General features: G+C 53.0%; 8 protein-coding genes and 1 tRNA gene. 4 read left to right on the plus strand and 5 right to left on the minus strand.

Annotated features, from left to right (window positions below):
- Together ACP5D4_RS18275 and ACP5D4_RS18280 are read right to left on the minus strand one after the other, a co-directional pair.
- Positions 1–2,868: tetratricopeptide repeat protein (locus ACP5D4_RS18275; protein ID WP_428013052.1), on the minus strand; the 2,868-nt coding region annotated here is incomplete at its 3' end.
- A gap of 94 nt (positions 2,869–2,962) precedes the next feature.
- The gene (locus ACP5D4_RS18280) at positions 2,963–4,816 is read right to left on the minus strand and encodes a methyltransferase domain-containing protein (RefSeq protein WP_428013053.1); all 1,854 of its coding nucleotides are present in this window, start codon (positions 4,814–4,816) and stop codon (positions 2,963–2,965) included.
- A gap of 100 nt (positions 4,817–4,916) precedes the next feature.
- Here ACP5D4_RS18280 and ACP5D4_RS18285 point away from each other — a divergent pair, with 100 nt between their 5' ends.
- Complete coding sequence (locus ACP5D4_RS18285) at positions 4,917–8,237, plus strand: glycosyltransferase (RefSeq protein ID WP_428013054.1); 3,321 nt, start codon at positions 4,917–4,919, stop codon at positions 8,235–8,237.
- 104 nt (positions 8,238–8,341) lie between these two features.
- Here ACP5D4_RS18285 and ACP5D4_RS18290 read toward each other — a convergent pair whose 3' ends face one another.
- Complete coding sequence (locus ACP5D4_RS18290) at positions 8,342–8,959, minus strand: Uma2 family endonuclease (protein WP_428013055.1); 618 nt, start codon at positions 8,957–8,959, stop codon at positions 8,342–8,344.
- 210 nt (positions 8,960–9,169) lie between these two features.
- Positions 9,170–11,788 (minus strand): ATP-dependent chaperone ClpB, encoded by a 2,619-nt coding sequence (clpB, locus tag ACP5D4_RS18295; RefSeq protein WP_428013056.1) that lies wholly within the window; start codon positions 11,786–11,788, stop codon positions 9,170–9,172.
- A 213-nt stretch (positions 11,789–12,001) separates the two neighbouring features.
- Here clpB and ACP5D4_RS18300 point away from each other — a divergent pair, with 213 nt between their 5' ends.
- Positions 12,002–12,913 carry a cobalamin-binding protein gene (locus tag ACP5D4_RS18300; RefSeq protein WP_428013057.1) on the plus strand — a complete coding sequence of 304 codons (912 nt, stop codon included), beginning with the start codon at positions 12,002–12,004 and terminating at the stop codon, positions 12,911–12,913.
- A gap of 47 nt (positions 12,914–12,960) precedes the next feature.
- Positions 12,961–13,032 (plus strand) — tRNA-Lys (locus tag ACP5D4_RS18305).
- Positions 13,033–13,046: 14 nt separating this feature from the next.
- On the opposite strand, the gene ACP5D4_RS18310 is transcribed toward ACP5D4_RS18305, so the two are convergent.
- Positions 13,047–13,205 (minus strand): DUF6398 domain-containing protein, encoded by a 159-nt coding sequence (locus ACP5D4_RS18310; protein WP_428013058.1) that lies wholly within the window; start codon positions 13,203–13,205, stop codon positions 13,047–13,049.
- 173 nt (positions 13,206–13,378) lie between these two features.
- On the opposite strand from ACP5D4_RS18310, the gene ACP5D4_RS18315 reads away from it, so the two are divergent.
- Positions 13,379–13,558: a chlorophyll a/b-binding protein gene (locus tag ACP5D4_RS18315; protein WP_017661428.1), complete on the plus strand. Its 180-nt coding sequence runs from the start codon at positions 13,379–13,381 to the stop codon at positions 13,556–13,558.
- The last annotated feature ends 105 nt before the right edge of the window (positions 13,559–13,663 follow it).

The following is a 13,663-nucleotide window of genomic DNA, read 5'->3' on the forward strand; positions in this document are numbered from 1 at the left end:
CACCGATTCAAAAAAGGACTCTAACGCCCGGACGCAATCGGTATCCTCAAACAAATTGTTTTCCTGAGAACTAGCTTTTTCAACGAGATTTTCTCGCCAAGTGATATCGCGTCCCAATCGCACAGCAATCTCGATATACTCTTCGGGATTGGAGGCGACGGTTTCCGAAATTCCCAAAGTGGTTAAAATGGCGAAACTGTGGCGCGATCGCATCAAATCGCCGGGACAGGTCACGACGGGAAGTCCGCAGGCGATAGCTTTGAGGGTGGTGACGCCCCCCGACCAACTGAAGGTATCGAGGAAAATGTCGGCGGCTAAATTGAGGTCGAGATAGTCTTTTTCGGCGAGTCGCGGGACGATGGTGCAGAAGGTTTCGCCGTCGAGTTCGGCTTGGGAAAAGGCGGTGTTGAGGCGGTGGCGAAACTTTTGGGTAATCTGGGGGTTGGGATGGGAGATAAAAACAAATTGGGCGTTGGGGACGGCTTGGGCGATTTGGGGAAATATAAAATCGTATTGGGGCAGGTATTTCGAGAGGGATTGACAGGAGAGATAGAGGGTTCGATCGACTCCTAAGCCGAATTTCCCGCGATTTCCCGAGAGACTCTTGGGGATTGGGGGTTTCGCGACGGACATTCCGATTTTAGGAAGTCTCACTAACTGTTCGCGATAGTGAGTGTCGCCGTTTGCGGGTTCCATGAGGTGGCTGGAGAGGAAATAATCGACGGTGGGAAGTCCGGAGGTGACGGGATGCGCCCAGGTGGTACATTGAACGGGGGCGAGACGCAAGGCGGCGAGTTGGGTGACGATCGAGGATAAGCCGATATCGGGGAAGATGAGGATATCGAGGCGATCGCGCAGAATTTCAGAGGCGGCGTTTTCGAGGTTGGGGGAGAGACGACGGAAGACTTGACTGTGGTGTTGGAAGGTTTGGGTGAGGGGGGTAAAGTTTTGTCCGAGATAGTAGGTGTGAATCTGGAATCGATGGCGGTTGGCGTGTTTCAACCAACCGAGATAGAGTTCGCCGAGGCGGGTGTCTCCCATGCTGACGCCGACATAGCCGATACGGAGTTTCTGACGAGGTGGGGTGGCTTCGGAAACGGGGATTTGGGGAAGGTTGGCGGTGATGATGCGATGTACCCAGTCGCCGTATGGGGTGAGGAGTTCGAGGTCGTTACATCCTTGATAGGTTAGGTAAAAGATGGAGGCTTTGGAGATGGACTTGAGGGCGCGATGGCGATGTTCTGGGGTGTCGAGAGGGGTGTTTTGTAGGATGTCGGTGAGTCCTTCTCGGAAGCGTTGGCGGAATCGATCGATCTCGGTGGGGCTGTGGTAGAACAGGGGAAGTAAGAGGCGATCGAGGGTTTGGAGTTCTAGGCGATGGGGAATTGCAGCGAGTGCAGAGTTGGCGGCGTCGAGGGCGGCGTTGATGTCGCCGTTATCCCGCAGTTGGGAAATCAGTTTGAGTTGAAGTGGTAGGTTTTGGGGAAAGCGACTGACGCCTTGGCGTAGGGTATCGATGGCTTTGTCGAATTGTTGGGTTTTTTGGAAACAGAGGGCTAAGGCGAGGCTGTCGGTGGCGTCGCCGTTTTGGGAAAGGTGGCGGTAGAGGGGAATGGCGGCGGCGCAGTCTCCCTGTTGCAGGAAGGTTTGGGCGAGGCTGCGGTAGAGTGGGGTGGGATCGTCGCGGTATTGTTGTAGGCGATGGCGGGCTTGGCGAAGTTGGGAATGGTGGCCGAGGGTTTGTAAGGCTTGGTCGTAGAGGGCGATGGCGTCGTCGAGACGGCGTTGGGTGACGAGGGCGTTTCCCAGGTTCAGCCAGCTTCCGAGATGTTGCGGGTTCAGGGAAAGGGCTTGACGGTAAAGGGTTTCGGCGCGATCGAACTGGCCGTTTCGCAACAGGAGGTTTCCCTGGTTATTGTAGGCGTCGAGTAAGGTGGAATCGCGATCGATGGCCTGTTGGTATGCGTCGAGGGCGCGATCGCGGTGGTTGAGACGTTCCCAGGCTAATCCTAAGCCGTAATAGGCGTGGGCGAGGGTTCGATCGCGATCGATGGCTGATTGAAATGCAGTGATGGCGTCGCCAGGGCGATCGAGAGAAACGTACAACATTCCTAAATTCAACCAGGCCTCGACGCGGTGGGGGTGGTTCTGCAACACTCGACGATAGAGAAGTTCGGCGTCGTCTAAATTTCCCGCTTGGTGGTGTCGGATGGCGTCGTCATAGGTTTTGTCTTCCTTGGGGGATGGTTTGAAAGCCTCAATAATCTCGGATTGATAGTATTGAAGATAGGTTTCCGCCTCGAGAGGCTGGGGGTGTTGGGGATTCCAAGCGAGAACCCACGCCACGGATGAAACTTCTCCGAGACAGTGGGTTTCCGGGTGAGTGGCGAGGAAATCCCAAACTGCTTGACGGATAGCGGGACGTTGGGGATGGGCGATAATGAAGGTGGCGCGATCGCTACAGAAGGCTTTGACGCGCAAGAGGCTGATGAGGGTCGATCGATAGTCAGAATCTCCGCTGTCGTAGTAGACGCCGATTGTCTCTTCGGCTTCGAGTTGCGTCCAATCGTCGAAAAACACCTCGAGATCCTGTTGGAGGAGAAAAATTCGATCGTCGAGTTGCTGGGCTTCGAGAATTTGAGAAATTGCAGCCAGTCGGCGGTCTGTTTCGCTTCCCGTGGTGGTTTCGACGGCGCAAACCTGGACGCTGGGATGTTGAGAGAGGGCGGTGTGGAGGGTGTCGCCGTTGAGGATTCCGATTTCGCAGTAAAGTTCTCCCTCCTCGAGACAGGATACCGCCGTCGCGACGAGACTCGCAGCGTCGGAAGGGGTTTGTTGAAGTTGCGTGGTGAATCGATCGAGATCCATTTCGGGAATTGATAATTGATAATTGATAACGGTAGGGTGGGTGACTTGAAAACTCGGGTATAAATGCACCGACCCCGATCGCATCATCATCCCATCATCCCATCATCCCATCAGCCCCTCTCCACCGCCTCAACTCGTCAGGGGTATAGGTGGGGAGATGTTGCGATCGCGAGGCTTCGACGGCTTCGGTATCTTCAACCTGGATGAGAAGTCGTCCGGTGAGGGTGTTTAAGAGGATTTCGGCGTGTTTGCGGGGAAGGGGGGCGTCCCAATTGACGGTATCGAGATGTCCGATAAAGGAGATTTGGGGTTCGCTGTCGAGTTCGATGTCCGTTTCCATTAATAGGTTCATGAAGATACCGGAGAGGAAGAGTTCGATTTCTGCTTGGGATCGATCGCCAATCGCCACTAACAAGGTCATGCGATCGCGTTCCGGATGGGTGACGAAGGCCGATAATAGGTCACTCAACGCTACAAATAACTCGTCTTCCGACGCCTCCCAATGGGGAAAAACAATCCAGTTAATCTCTTGAAGCTGGTAATGTCGCCGCATCAGGATTTCCCAATTGCGGATTTGTAACGCCATTTTATCAATGCGTCCGTCGCCGAGGGTCGTTCCTCCCAAATGGCGAATCCACATCTGTTGAGGACTGTCCGTGTTTCCCGCTTTCCACCCCTGACTGAACAATTCGGGAACGGGGGTAATGGGATATCCCGCCATTCGGACTTGATGACACAAATCTGCATCGTCCCAAGACCCGATTCCGTAATCTTCACACCATCCCCCCACTTCTTCAAAGGTGGATTTGGCGATACATAACGCCCATCCTTCCACGAAAGTTTCTCCCGTGAGTTCGTTTCCCATCGGTCCGGGTCCGGCGATTCCGGTTCCGGCGAGGCGACAGAGGGTTTGAACGGGAGATTTCAGAATATCGACATCGTTGTTGAGAAACAGGAGATAGTCCCCCGTGGCGATTTTCGCCCCCTGGTTGTTGGCGACGGTGAAACCGAGGTTGGTTTCGTTGCGAATCAGGCGAATTCCGTGGGTGTTGCAAAACTCCGCTAAGGCGTGGCGTCCGGGTTCTGCACTTCCGTTATCGATGAAAATGACTTCGGTATCGGAGAGTTTTTCGATGTTGTTGTCCCACAGTTCTAGCAATTCTTCTCGGTCCCACCAGGGAACGATGACGCTGACGCTGTAAGTGGTTTCAGCGGTTTCGGGGGGTTCGGGTTCGGAGGAAACGGGGTGTTGGGGAGCGTAAACGCCAATATATAGGAGTTGGTAGGCGCAGAGTTCTTCAAAGTCTTCGTCGGAAAGGTCGAAAATGGCGACGTTTCCGATTTTAAAAACGCGATCGGGGTCTTGGGGACGGAATTGTTGGAATTGTTCGCCGCCGAGGTAGGAAATTGAGGTACAGTCGATTTCGGCTTGTTGGAGGAGTTCGAGAAAGGTCTGTTTGGTGAAGAATCTGAGATGGGTGCGATCGAGGATTCCCCAATCGCGATAGTCCCAACGGCCTTTTTCGAGGACTTGACGCAATAGGGGAAAATGGCGAATGTTGGGAATGCTGGCGATGACAGTTCCGCCGGGTTCGAGAAATTTGACGTACTGACGTGCGATCGTCCAGGGGTCTGTGAGATGTTCTAATACGTCGGCGAATACGATACAGTCGAAGGAACCGGGGGAAAAGGGCGGATCGAAGGTTTCGAGGTTGGCTTGATAGGCGGTGTCGAGGTGGAGGTTGGCGTAGTAACAGGCTTCTTCGTCGAGTTCGAGTCCGACGACGGATCGATCGCTGCGATTCTCTTTTAAATATTTTCCCAGCATTCCCGCCCCGCAACCCACGTCTAAAATCCGCGTGGCTGACTCGGGAACGGCGGAGAGGATTTCCGGACGCACTAAACGATAGTATTCGGGAATCTGTTCGAGGGGGCGAATGTTGACCATGATTTGACTGGGGGCGGGCTGCGATCGCGGGAGAGGGAAGCCCTACAATACCAAGAGACGCTGCAACTGCTCTCACTGTAACGCGACCGATTTAACAATTATGAGAATCGCCTTTATCGATTTTATCGATTGGGACTATCAAATCGAAACCGTCTACCAGCGACCGATGGGCGGTTCTCAATCTGCGGTTTGTTATCTCGCCGAACGGTTGTCGAAACGGGGAATTGAGGTGTTTCTCGTCAACTACACGAAAACGGCGCAAGTGTCGCGGGGCGTCACCTGTCTTCCGGTTCGCAGCGAGGAAGCCAGGGACTTAATGCCTACGGTAGACGTTCTCGTGGTCGTCAGCAACCCCGGTTTGGGGGCGCGAGTTCAGCCGTTGTTACGTCCCCACACGCCGATGGTTCTCTGGACGCAACACGCTGACGACCAAGAATCGGTTGAGGACCTCCACAATCCTATTATCCGCGATAGTTACCGCCGTTTCGCACTGGTGAGCGATTGGCAGAAACAGCAGTATGGCGACAGGTTTGGTGTGGATAAACGACGGGTTCGGGTGACGCGCAACGCCATCGCCCCGGTGTTTGAGGGGTTGTTTTCGGAAAATTCTTCGATTTTAAAATCGAAGTCGAAACCGCCCGTTTTGGTGTACACGAGTACGCCGTTTCGGGGGTTGGAGGTGTTGTTGGAGGCGTTTCCGTCGATTCGCAACGCCGTCCCGGGGACGCGGTTACAGGTGTTCTCGAGTATGAAAGTTTATCAGGTCGATCGCACGCTGGACGAGTCGAAGTACGGCAGGTTATATCGTCTGTGTCAGGAAACGGAAGGGGTGGATTATATCGGTTCGGTTCCGCAACCTCGGTTGAAAGAGTATCTCAAGGCGGCGTCGGTGTTGGCGTATCCGAATACTTTTGCGGAAACTTCTTGTATTTCGGTGATGGAAGCTTTGGCGAGTGGTTGTCGGGTGGTGACGAGTGCGTTGGCTGCGCTTCCTGAAACCACGGCGGGATTTGGGGAGTTAATTGAGATTCCGAACGCTTGTCGGGAGTCGTTGCGGTATGCGTTTGCGTCGGAGATCGATCGCGAGGTCTATCTGCGAGAGTTTGTGGATAAGACGGTGGCGGTGTTGCGGGATTTTGAGGACGAGGCGGCGTTGCGAAATCAGGTGGATTGGGTCAACGGTCATTGTACTTGGGACTGTCGCGCGCAGGAATGGGAAGTCTGGTTGCGCGGTTTGGTAGACGAGAGTGCGATCGAGTTGTCGCGGTTGTCTGCGGGAGAGGAGGGGTTGACTTGGCAGGCGTATCAGTGTTTGATGCGGGAACAGTTCGATCGTGCTGGTATTCTCTACGAACGGGTGATTTCTCAACGTCCCGATATTTCTGAGTTTTACTGGTATTTGGGCTTGACGCAACTGTTGCGGGGCGATGGGGAGGACGCCGAAGCCACTTGGCTGTCGGGGATGATGTCCGGTGAGGATACGGAACGGTTGACGGCGGAACTGGTGGCGGTGTTGGAGGCGGAGGCGCAACGGCGAGAGGCGATCGCTAAGGATCGATCGGCGCAAACGATACGGAGGGCGATCGCGGAATTACGTCCCGAAAACGGCGAGAATTGGCTGCGCTTGACGGTGCTTTTGGCCAAGTTGGGCGAGTTCGACGAGACCGTATTTCAAGCCAGTTTAGAGGTTTTGAAAACGGAATCCGTTGAGGAGATTTTGCGACAACGGCTCTTCGAGTCCTTGTGGAATTTAGAGTTGACGATTCCCACCGTTTGGGCGCTGTTTGAAACTTGCGTTGAAACGGCGTCTTCTGAGTCTTCAGTTCCCAAAGCCTTTTTCGATCGATCCGCCCCCATCTTGCAGCAAGATGCCGCCTCGAAATCTATTTTAATCTTGCTTAGCACACTTTGGCTAAAATTGCAAGGCGAGAACCTGCCAATTTTAGTTAAATTAATCAATCTTTACCAAGAAACGCAACAGTACGGCCTGGCGGCTCAACGGTCTCGAGAATTTCTCGATCGCGCCGAAAGCCTTCCCCAACAAATCGCCGCCTACTACTTATTATTACGGGGATTACTGAGAGGGGGCGGCGAATTTAAAAACGCCCGAACTCTCCACGGCGAACTCGAAGCCAAACTGGAAGAACTCATCCAAACGCAACCGGAAATCGACCTGCCCGACCTGGTACAAGGCTTCGCCACCACGTCATTTTTACCCTATTTAGAAGACAACCCGCAAAAACTCCACAACTTGCGATATCGGCTCTCAAGCCTCCTTCAAGCTAAATTACGCGACCATTTCGGAGAACCTCCAAGGTTAGAAAAATCCAAAACGCTCAAAAAAATCGGCTATCTTTCCAGTTGCTTTCGTCGCAACTCTGTCGGACATCTCGTGCGCTGGCTGTTGCGCTATCACGACACAGAAAAATACGAAATTTTTGCCTATTCCCTACAAAACAAACCCGACGAAATCCAAGCCGAAATCTCCAGCAGCGTCAGCGAATTTCGGGATGTTTCTAAACTTTCAATCCCGAAAATTGCCGAAACTATCCGCAACGACAAGCTCGATATTTTAATCGACCTCGACAGTTTAACCTGTCCCCAAGCCACCGCCGTTTTAGCCTTAAAACCCGCCCCGGTTCAAGTGAGTTGGCTGGGTTTCGACGCCTCGGAATTACCGGCGATCGACTATTTTCTCGTCGATTCCCGCGTGGTTCCAGAAAACGCCCAAAGCGACTATTCCACGAAACTCTGGCGACTTCCCGAAACCTTCATCGCCGTCGATGGATTTGAAGTGGGGGTTCCCACGTTACGGCGGGAAGATGTGGAGATTCCCCCCGATGCGGTGGTGTATTTCAGTTCGCAAACCGGGGCGAAACGTCATCCGGAGAACGCCCGATTACAGTTGCGAATTCTCAAACAGGTTCCTAACAGTTATTTTATTGTTAAAGGATTGTACGTCGATCGCGAGGCGTTGCGTCAGTGGTTTTCTCGGTTGGCGGAAGAAGAAGGGGTGGAGATCGATCGCCTGCGTTTCCTCCCTAACGATGCCACAGAAGCGGTGCATCGCGCCAATCTCAGCCTCGCCGACGTGGTTCTCGATACTTATCCCTACAACGGCGCCACGACGACGCTGGAAACCCTGTGGATGGGAATTCCGTTGGTGACGCGGGTGGGGGAACAGTTCGCCAGTCGCCACAGTTTCGATTTTCTCCAGTTGCTGGGGGTGAGGGAGGGAATCGCCTTTAGCGATGAGGAATATGTGGAATGGGGGGTGCGGTTGGGTACTGACGCCGGGTTACGTCAGGATGTGGCGTGGAAACTTCAGCAGTCGCGCCATTCGTCGCCGTTGTGGAATGCGGAAGTGTTTGCGCGGGAGATGGAAGCGGCGTTTGAGGGGATGTTCCGTAGGTTGGGTTGAGGAACGAAACCCAACATCCAAACCGTTGATTTGATGGGATTTTTCACCACAGAAACACAGAGGGGTTTGGTTATAAAAGTTAAAATTGGTGGTTGGGTTTAAATTTATTCGCTCCAAATTCGCTGAAAATTCAAGGTAGATCCTGGTAATAGGGGAGCGGCTGAAACTTCTGTGGGGTTGTCTAACACTTCTACTTCTGAATTCGATCGATACACTTCTACCTTTCGTTGTTGCGGATCGATTAACCAACCCAGTTTTGCGCCATTTTCCAGATACTCGCGCATTTTATCTTGCAGGGATTTGAGGCTATCCGAATCAGAGCGCAATTCAACGACAAAATCCGGACAAATTTTGGCAAAGGTTCCTTTTTCTTCGGGAGTTAAGGCGTTCCAACGTTCTCGACTCACCCAAGACGCATCGGGGGAACGAATTGCACTGTTGGGTAAAATAAAACCCGTGGAAGATTCAAAGGCTTCTCCTAACTCTGCGTGTTTTTCGTACCAGCGATCGAGTTGTCCGACGATACTGCGATTGCGTTTTCCCGTTTCCCATCCGGTGGGTGGATTCACGATTAACTCTCCTTTCGCGGTTCTTTCGAGTTGCAAATCGCGATTGGCGGCTGCGAGTTTGGTAAACTGGTCGTTTGTGATGTGGAGTTTGAGCGTTTTAGGAAAGGCGATCGCCAGGGTTTTAGGGTCTGAAATAAGAGATGTCTGTACCATTTGAACCTCGCAATTTTGGGGTTATCCGAACTCTTGGTTTGAGGGGGTTCACCACACCATAACTTTTTGTAAAAAAAATTAGAGGAGTTTTATAAAAAAATAAATGGTGTTGTTGGGTTTTACAGAGGTTCGTACCACCGAGTTTTTAAGATAACGAATCAAAATCACGAAGGGCGGACAATTGTCCGCCCTTCTAAGATAGCATCGAACCTATACAGTGGCTAACTCCGCCGGAAGTCGTTTAAACGACAACCGCTCGTTTTCCACATCGACGAAAATGGTATCGCCGTCGCCAAAGTCGCCTCGTAAAATTCCTTTGGCGATTTGGGTTTCTAACTCCCGTTGAATCGCTCGTTTCAGTGGACGCGCACCGTAGACGGGATCGTAACCGACTTCTGCTAGGAAATCGATCGCTCCTTCGGAGAGTTTGAGCGCCATTTTCTTGTCATCGAGGCGTTTTTCGAGTCGCAGGACTTGCAACTTCACGATATTCCGCAACTGGGCTTTTTCCAGGGCGTGGAAAATAATCGTGTCGTCGATGCGGTTGAGGAATTCCGGTCGGAAATTCGCCCGCAACGCCTCCGTCACCCGCGATTTCATTTCTTCATATTGGGAATCGTCCCCGGATATGTCGAGAATGAATTGCGACCCGATGTTACTGGTCATGATGATGATGGCGTTCTTGAAGTCCACCGTTCGACCTTGGGAATCGGTGATGCGTCCGTCGTCGAGAACTTGTAACAGGACGTTGAAGACATCGGGGTGGGCTTTTTCGACTTCGTCGAAGAGAATCACGGCGTAGGGACGGCGGCGAACCGCTTCGGTGAGTTGTCCGCCTTCGTCGTATCCCACGTACCCCGGAGGCGCCCCAATCAGACGGGAAACGGCGTGTTTTTCCATGTACTCCGACATATCGATGCGAACCATCGCGTCTTCGGTGTCGAAGAGATAGGCGGCGAGGGCTTTCGCCAGTTCGGTTTTACCGACTCCGGTCGGTCCGAGGAACAGGAAACTGGCGACGGGACGGTTGGGGTCCGCTAACCCGGCGCGAGACCGCTGGATGGCGTCGGCCACGGCGGTCACGGCTTCGTCTTGTCCGACGACGCGGTGGTGGAGTTCGTCTTCGAGATGTAGGAGTTTTTCTTTCTCGGATTCGACGAGTTTACTGATGGGAATTCCGGTCCATTTGGAGATGATTTCGGCGATGTCGGCTTCGGTGACTTCTTCGCGAAGTAAGGCTTCGCCGCTGGTTTGGGCGCTGGTGAATTTGGCTTCGGTTTCGGAGAGTTTTTTCTGGAGTTCGGGAAGTTTGCTGTATTTGAGTTCGGCGGCGCGGTTGAGGTCGTATTTGCGTTCGGCGTCTTCGATTTCGACTTGGACGCGATCGATCTCTTCTTTGAGAGATTTACGACCGTCGAGAATGTCTTTTTCTGCTTGCCATTGGGCGTTGAGATGGGTTTGTTCTTCTTTGCAGTCGGCGAGTTCTTTTTCGAGGCGTTGCAACCGTTCTTTGGAGGCGGGGTCGCTTTCTTTTTGCAGCGACAGTTTTTCCATTTCGAGTTGCATGATGCGACGATCGATCTCGTCGAGTTCTTCGGGTTTGGAGGTACTCTCCATTTTCAGTTTGGCCGCCGCTTCGTCCACGAGGTCGATGGCTTTGTCGGGAAGGAATCGATCGCTAATATATCGAGTGGACAGGGTCGCCGCCGCTACTAACGCACTGTCGGCGATTTTGACGTTGTGGTGGGTTTCGTAGCGGTCTTTGAGTCCCCGCAAAATGGACACGGTGTCTTCAACGCTGGGTTGGTCTACGTACACCTGTTGAAACCGACGTTCTAACGCTGCGTCTTTTTCGATATATTTGCGGTATTCGTCCAGGGTCGTCGCCCCGATACAGCGCAGTTCGCCCCGGGCCAACATGGGTTTAAGGAGGTTTCCGGCGTCCATCGCCCCTTGGGTCGCCCCCGCCCCGACGACGGTATGGATTTCGTCGATAAAGAGGATGATTTGACCGTTGGAGTCGGTGACTTCTTTGAGGACGGCTTTGAGGCGTTCTTCAAATTCGCCGCGATATTTCGCCCCTGCAATCAAGGACCCCATGTCGAGGGCGATCAGTTTGCGATCGCGCAGGGATTCCGGTACGTCTCCTTTGACGATGCGCTGGGCCAGTCCTTCGGCGATGGCGGTTTTACCCACTCCGGGTTCGCCGATGAGGACGGGGTTGTTTTTGGTTCGCCGCGAGAGGATTTGCACGGTTCGGCGGATTTCGTCGTCCCGTCCGATAACGGGGTCGAGTTTGCCTTTTTTCGCGGCGTCGGTGAGGTCGCGCCCATATTTTTCGAGGGCGTTATATTTTCCTTCTGGGTTTTGGTCGGTCACTTTCTGGGTTCCGCGAATTTGTGAGATGGTGTCTTTGAGTTTTTTCTCGGTGAGGTTGAGGGATTTGAAGAGATTTTTTCCGAAGCGATCGTCTTTGATGTAGCCGAGGACGATATGTTCGATGGAGATATATTCGTCTCCGTACTCTTTTCGATAGCTGTCGGCGCGATCGAGCAGGCTGTCGAGACTCCGCCCGAGATATACTGAGGTACTACTTCCTGTTACTTTAGGTTGTTTTTGAATAAAATCTCGGGTTTTCTCTTGTAAACTGGCAACAGCGACCCCGGCGCGGCTAAAGATACTCGCTGCCAGCCCTTCTCCCTCGAGAAGCGATTGCATGAGGTGTTCGCTCTCGATTTGCTGTTGGTTGGCTTGTTTGGCGACGTCCGGCGTGCGGGCGATCGCTTCCCAGGCTTTTTCGGTGAATTGGTTGGGATTGGTCGGTTGCATAGGCGTGGGTTGAGTCGGTCTCTGTCTGACATCCTCATTTTAGGGATTTCAAGGCGATCGCCGGGATCGGAGATCGCGCCATTTGGGGTCTGTGTTTCCGCCTACGGCTTTCGCGGATGGGTTTTATCTTGACAATTTTTATATTTTGTGGTAATAGGCTTTGGCGATACGGTAGAGTTTGAGTAATGAAGACCTCAACATCGAGCCTGTTTCATGTCCGACCTGCGTATCGTCTCTTTAATTCCTAGTGCCACTGAAATCGTCCACAGCCTCGGACTGAGCGATCGCCTGGTGGGGCGTTCCCACGAGTGCGACTTTCCCGAGTCGGTTCGATCGCTTCCCGCCTGTACTCAGCCTCAGTTCGACCCCAACGGTAGCAGTCCCGAAATTCACGATCGCGTTACAGAATTACTACAATCGGCACTCAGCGTCTACCGGGTCGAAACGGAGTTACTGCGAGAACTCCAACCCACGCACATTATCACCCAAGCTCAATGCGAAGTCTGTGCGGCCAGTTTAGCGGAAGTGGAAGCGGCGGTGGCGCAACTCAGCCAGAGTCAACCCAAGGTGATTTCCCTGCAACCGAGCGTTTTAGCGGAAGTTTGGGAAAATATGCGCTTAGTGGGGGAACAGTTGGGGTCTGACGCCGAAGATTCGATCGCCAGCTTAAAACAGCGAGTTGAGGAAGTCCGGCGGCGAGTGGCGGGACAACCGGAACCCAGCGTGGTGTGCATTGAATGGACGGAACCCTTGATGTCTGCCGGAAACTGGGTTCCGGAATTGGTACAACTGGCTGGAGGTGTTCCCTACTTAAGCGAAATCGGCCAACATTCCCCTTGGACCCGGTGGGAATCCCTGGAAGCCGTCGATCCCGATGTTATCGTCGTCATGCCCTGCGGGTACGATTTGCAGGAAACTCAGGAAGACGCAAAACATCTGACGCAACATCCGGTGTGGCCGCAGTTGAAGGCGGTGCAAACGGGACGAGTGTACTATTGCGATGGTAATCAGTATTTCAACCGTCCGGGCCCGCGATTGGTGGATTCCTTAGAACTGTTGGCGGAAATCCTGCATCCGAGTTGTTGCGATTTCGGCTATCGCGGGACGGGGTTCTCGACGATTTGAAATTAGACGCTACAATCGTGTTAAAGCCATTAAAACGGTTGTAGTGAGGGCGATTAGCTCAACGGCAGAGCATCGGACTCTTAATCCGCTGGTTCGGGGTTCGAATCCCCGATCGCCCATCTGTCTCGATTTTCTACGCCCAAGTTTTTGCCCGACCGCGAGCGAAGGGAGACGGCCGTTTTCGGCAAAGTGCGGCGGTGGCGAAGCGAATCAGTTCGGCATATTCCTCGTTTAAATGTTGCTGAAAAAACTTGTCGGTTATCGCAACAATTTCAACGAACTTTTTCTGCATTGTCTTGGGAACGTTTTTCAGATTTCGTTGGTTTGCTCACGATCGCTCCTCTCTGTTACGATATCTCGACTTGACTTGAGTATCTGACTTTTGCGAAAGATGCGATCGTAGCGAAGCGAAGAGGAGCGCGGTATCCTATGTAATCGTGATATCCCCAGTTGGTTGAGACCCCCATGACGAACGAAACGCCCAACGTACAAGAAACGAACAGCGATCGCTACGAACCCGGCTTCGGATGGACGCCCTACGCCGAACAGATTAACGGACGCTTTGCCATGATTGGCTTCGTGGGATTGCTCATTTTAGAAATCCTCACCGGAAAAGGTCTGTTAACCTGGATGGGCATCCTCTAAGGATCTCGTAAAATTTCTCGTTGGGGCGAACCGAGGTTCGCCCTCTCAACTCTCAAGTAAAACTTTCGGTAGCTTGGAATCCCCGTCGCTTTAGCGCGGGGAGGA

The organism is Baaleninema sp., assembly GCF_049974805.1.
Classification (GTDB): Bacteria; Cyanobacteriota; Cyanobacteriia; order Cyanobacteriales; family Geitlerinemataceae; genus Baaleninema.

Coding starts and splice junctions, on each gene's coding strand:
- ACP5D4_RS18280 (WP_428013053.1), bottom strand. CDS start 4,816: ATGGTCAACATTCGCCCCCTCGAACAGATTCCCGAATACTATCGTTTA.
- ACP5D4_RS18300 (WP_428013057.1), top strand. CDS start 12,002: ATGTCCGACCTGCGTATCGTCTCTTTAATTCCTAGTGCCACTGAAATC.
- ACP5D4_RS18310 (WP_428013058.1), bottom strand. CDS start 13,205: ATGCAGAAAAAGTTCGTTGAAATTGTTGCGATAACCGACAAGTTTTTT.
- ACP5D4_RS18315 (WP_017661428.1), top strand. CDS start 13,379: ATGACGAACGAAACGCCCAACGTACAAGAAACGAACAGCGATCGCTAC.
- clpB (WP_428013056.1), bottom strand. CDS start 11,788: ATGCAACCGACCAATCCCAACCAATTCACCGAAAAAGCCTGGGAAGCG.
- ACP5D4_RS18285 (WP_428013054.1), top strand. CDS start 4,917: ATGAGAATCGCCTTTATCGATTTTATCGATTGGGACTATCAAATCGAA.
- ACP5D4_RS18290 (WP_428013055.1), bottom strand. CDS start 8,959: ATGGTACAGACATCTCTTATTTCAGACCCTAAAACCCTGGCGATCGCC.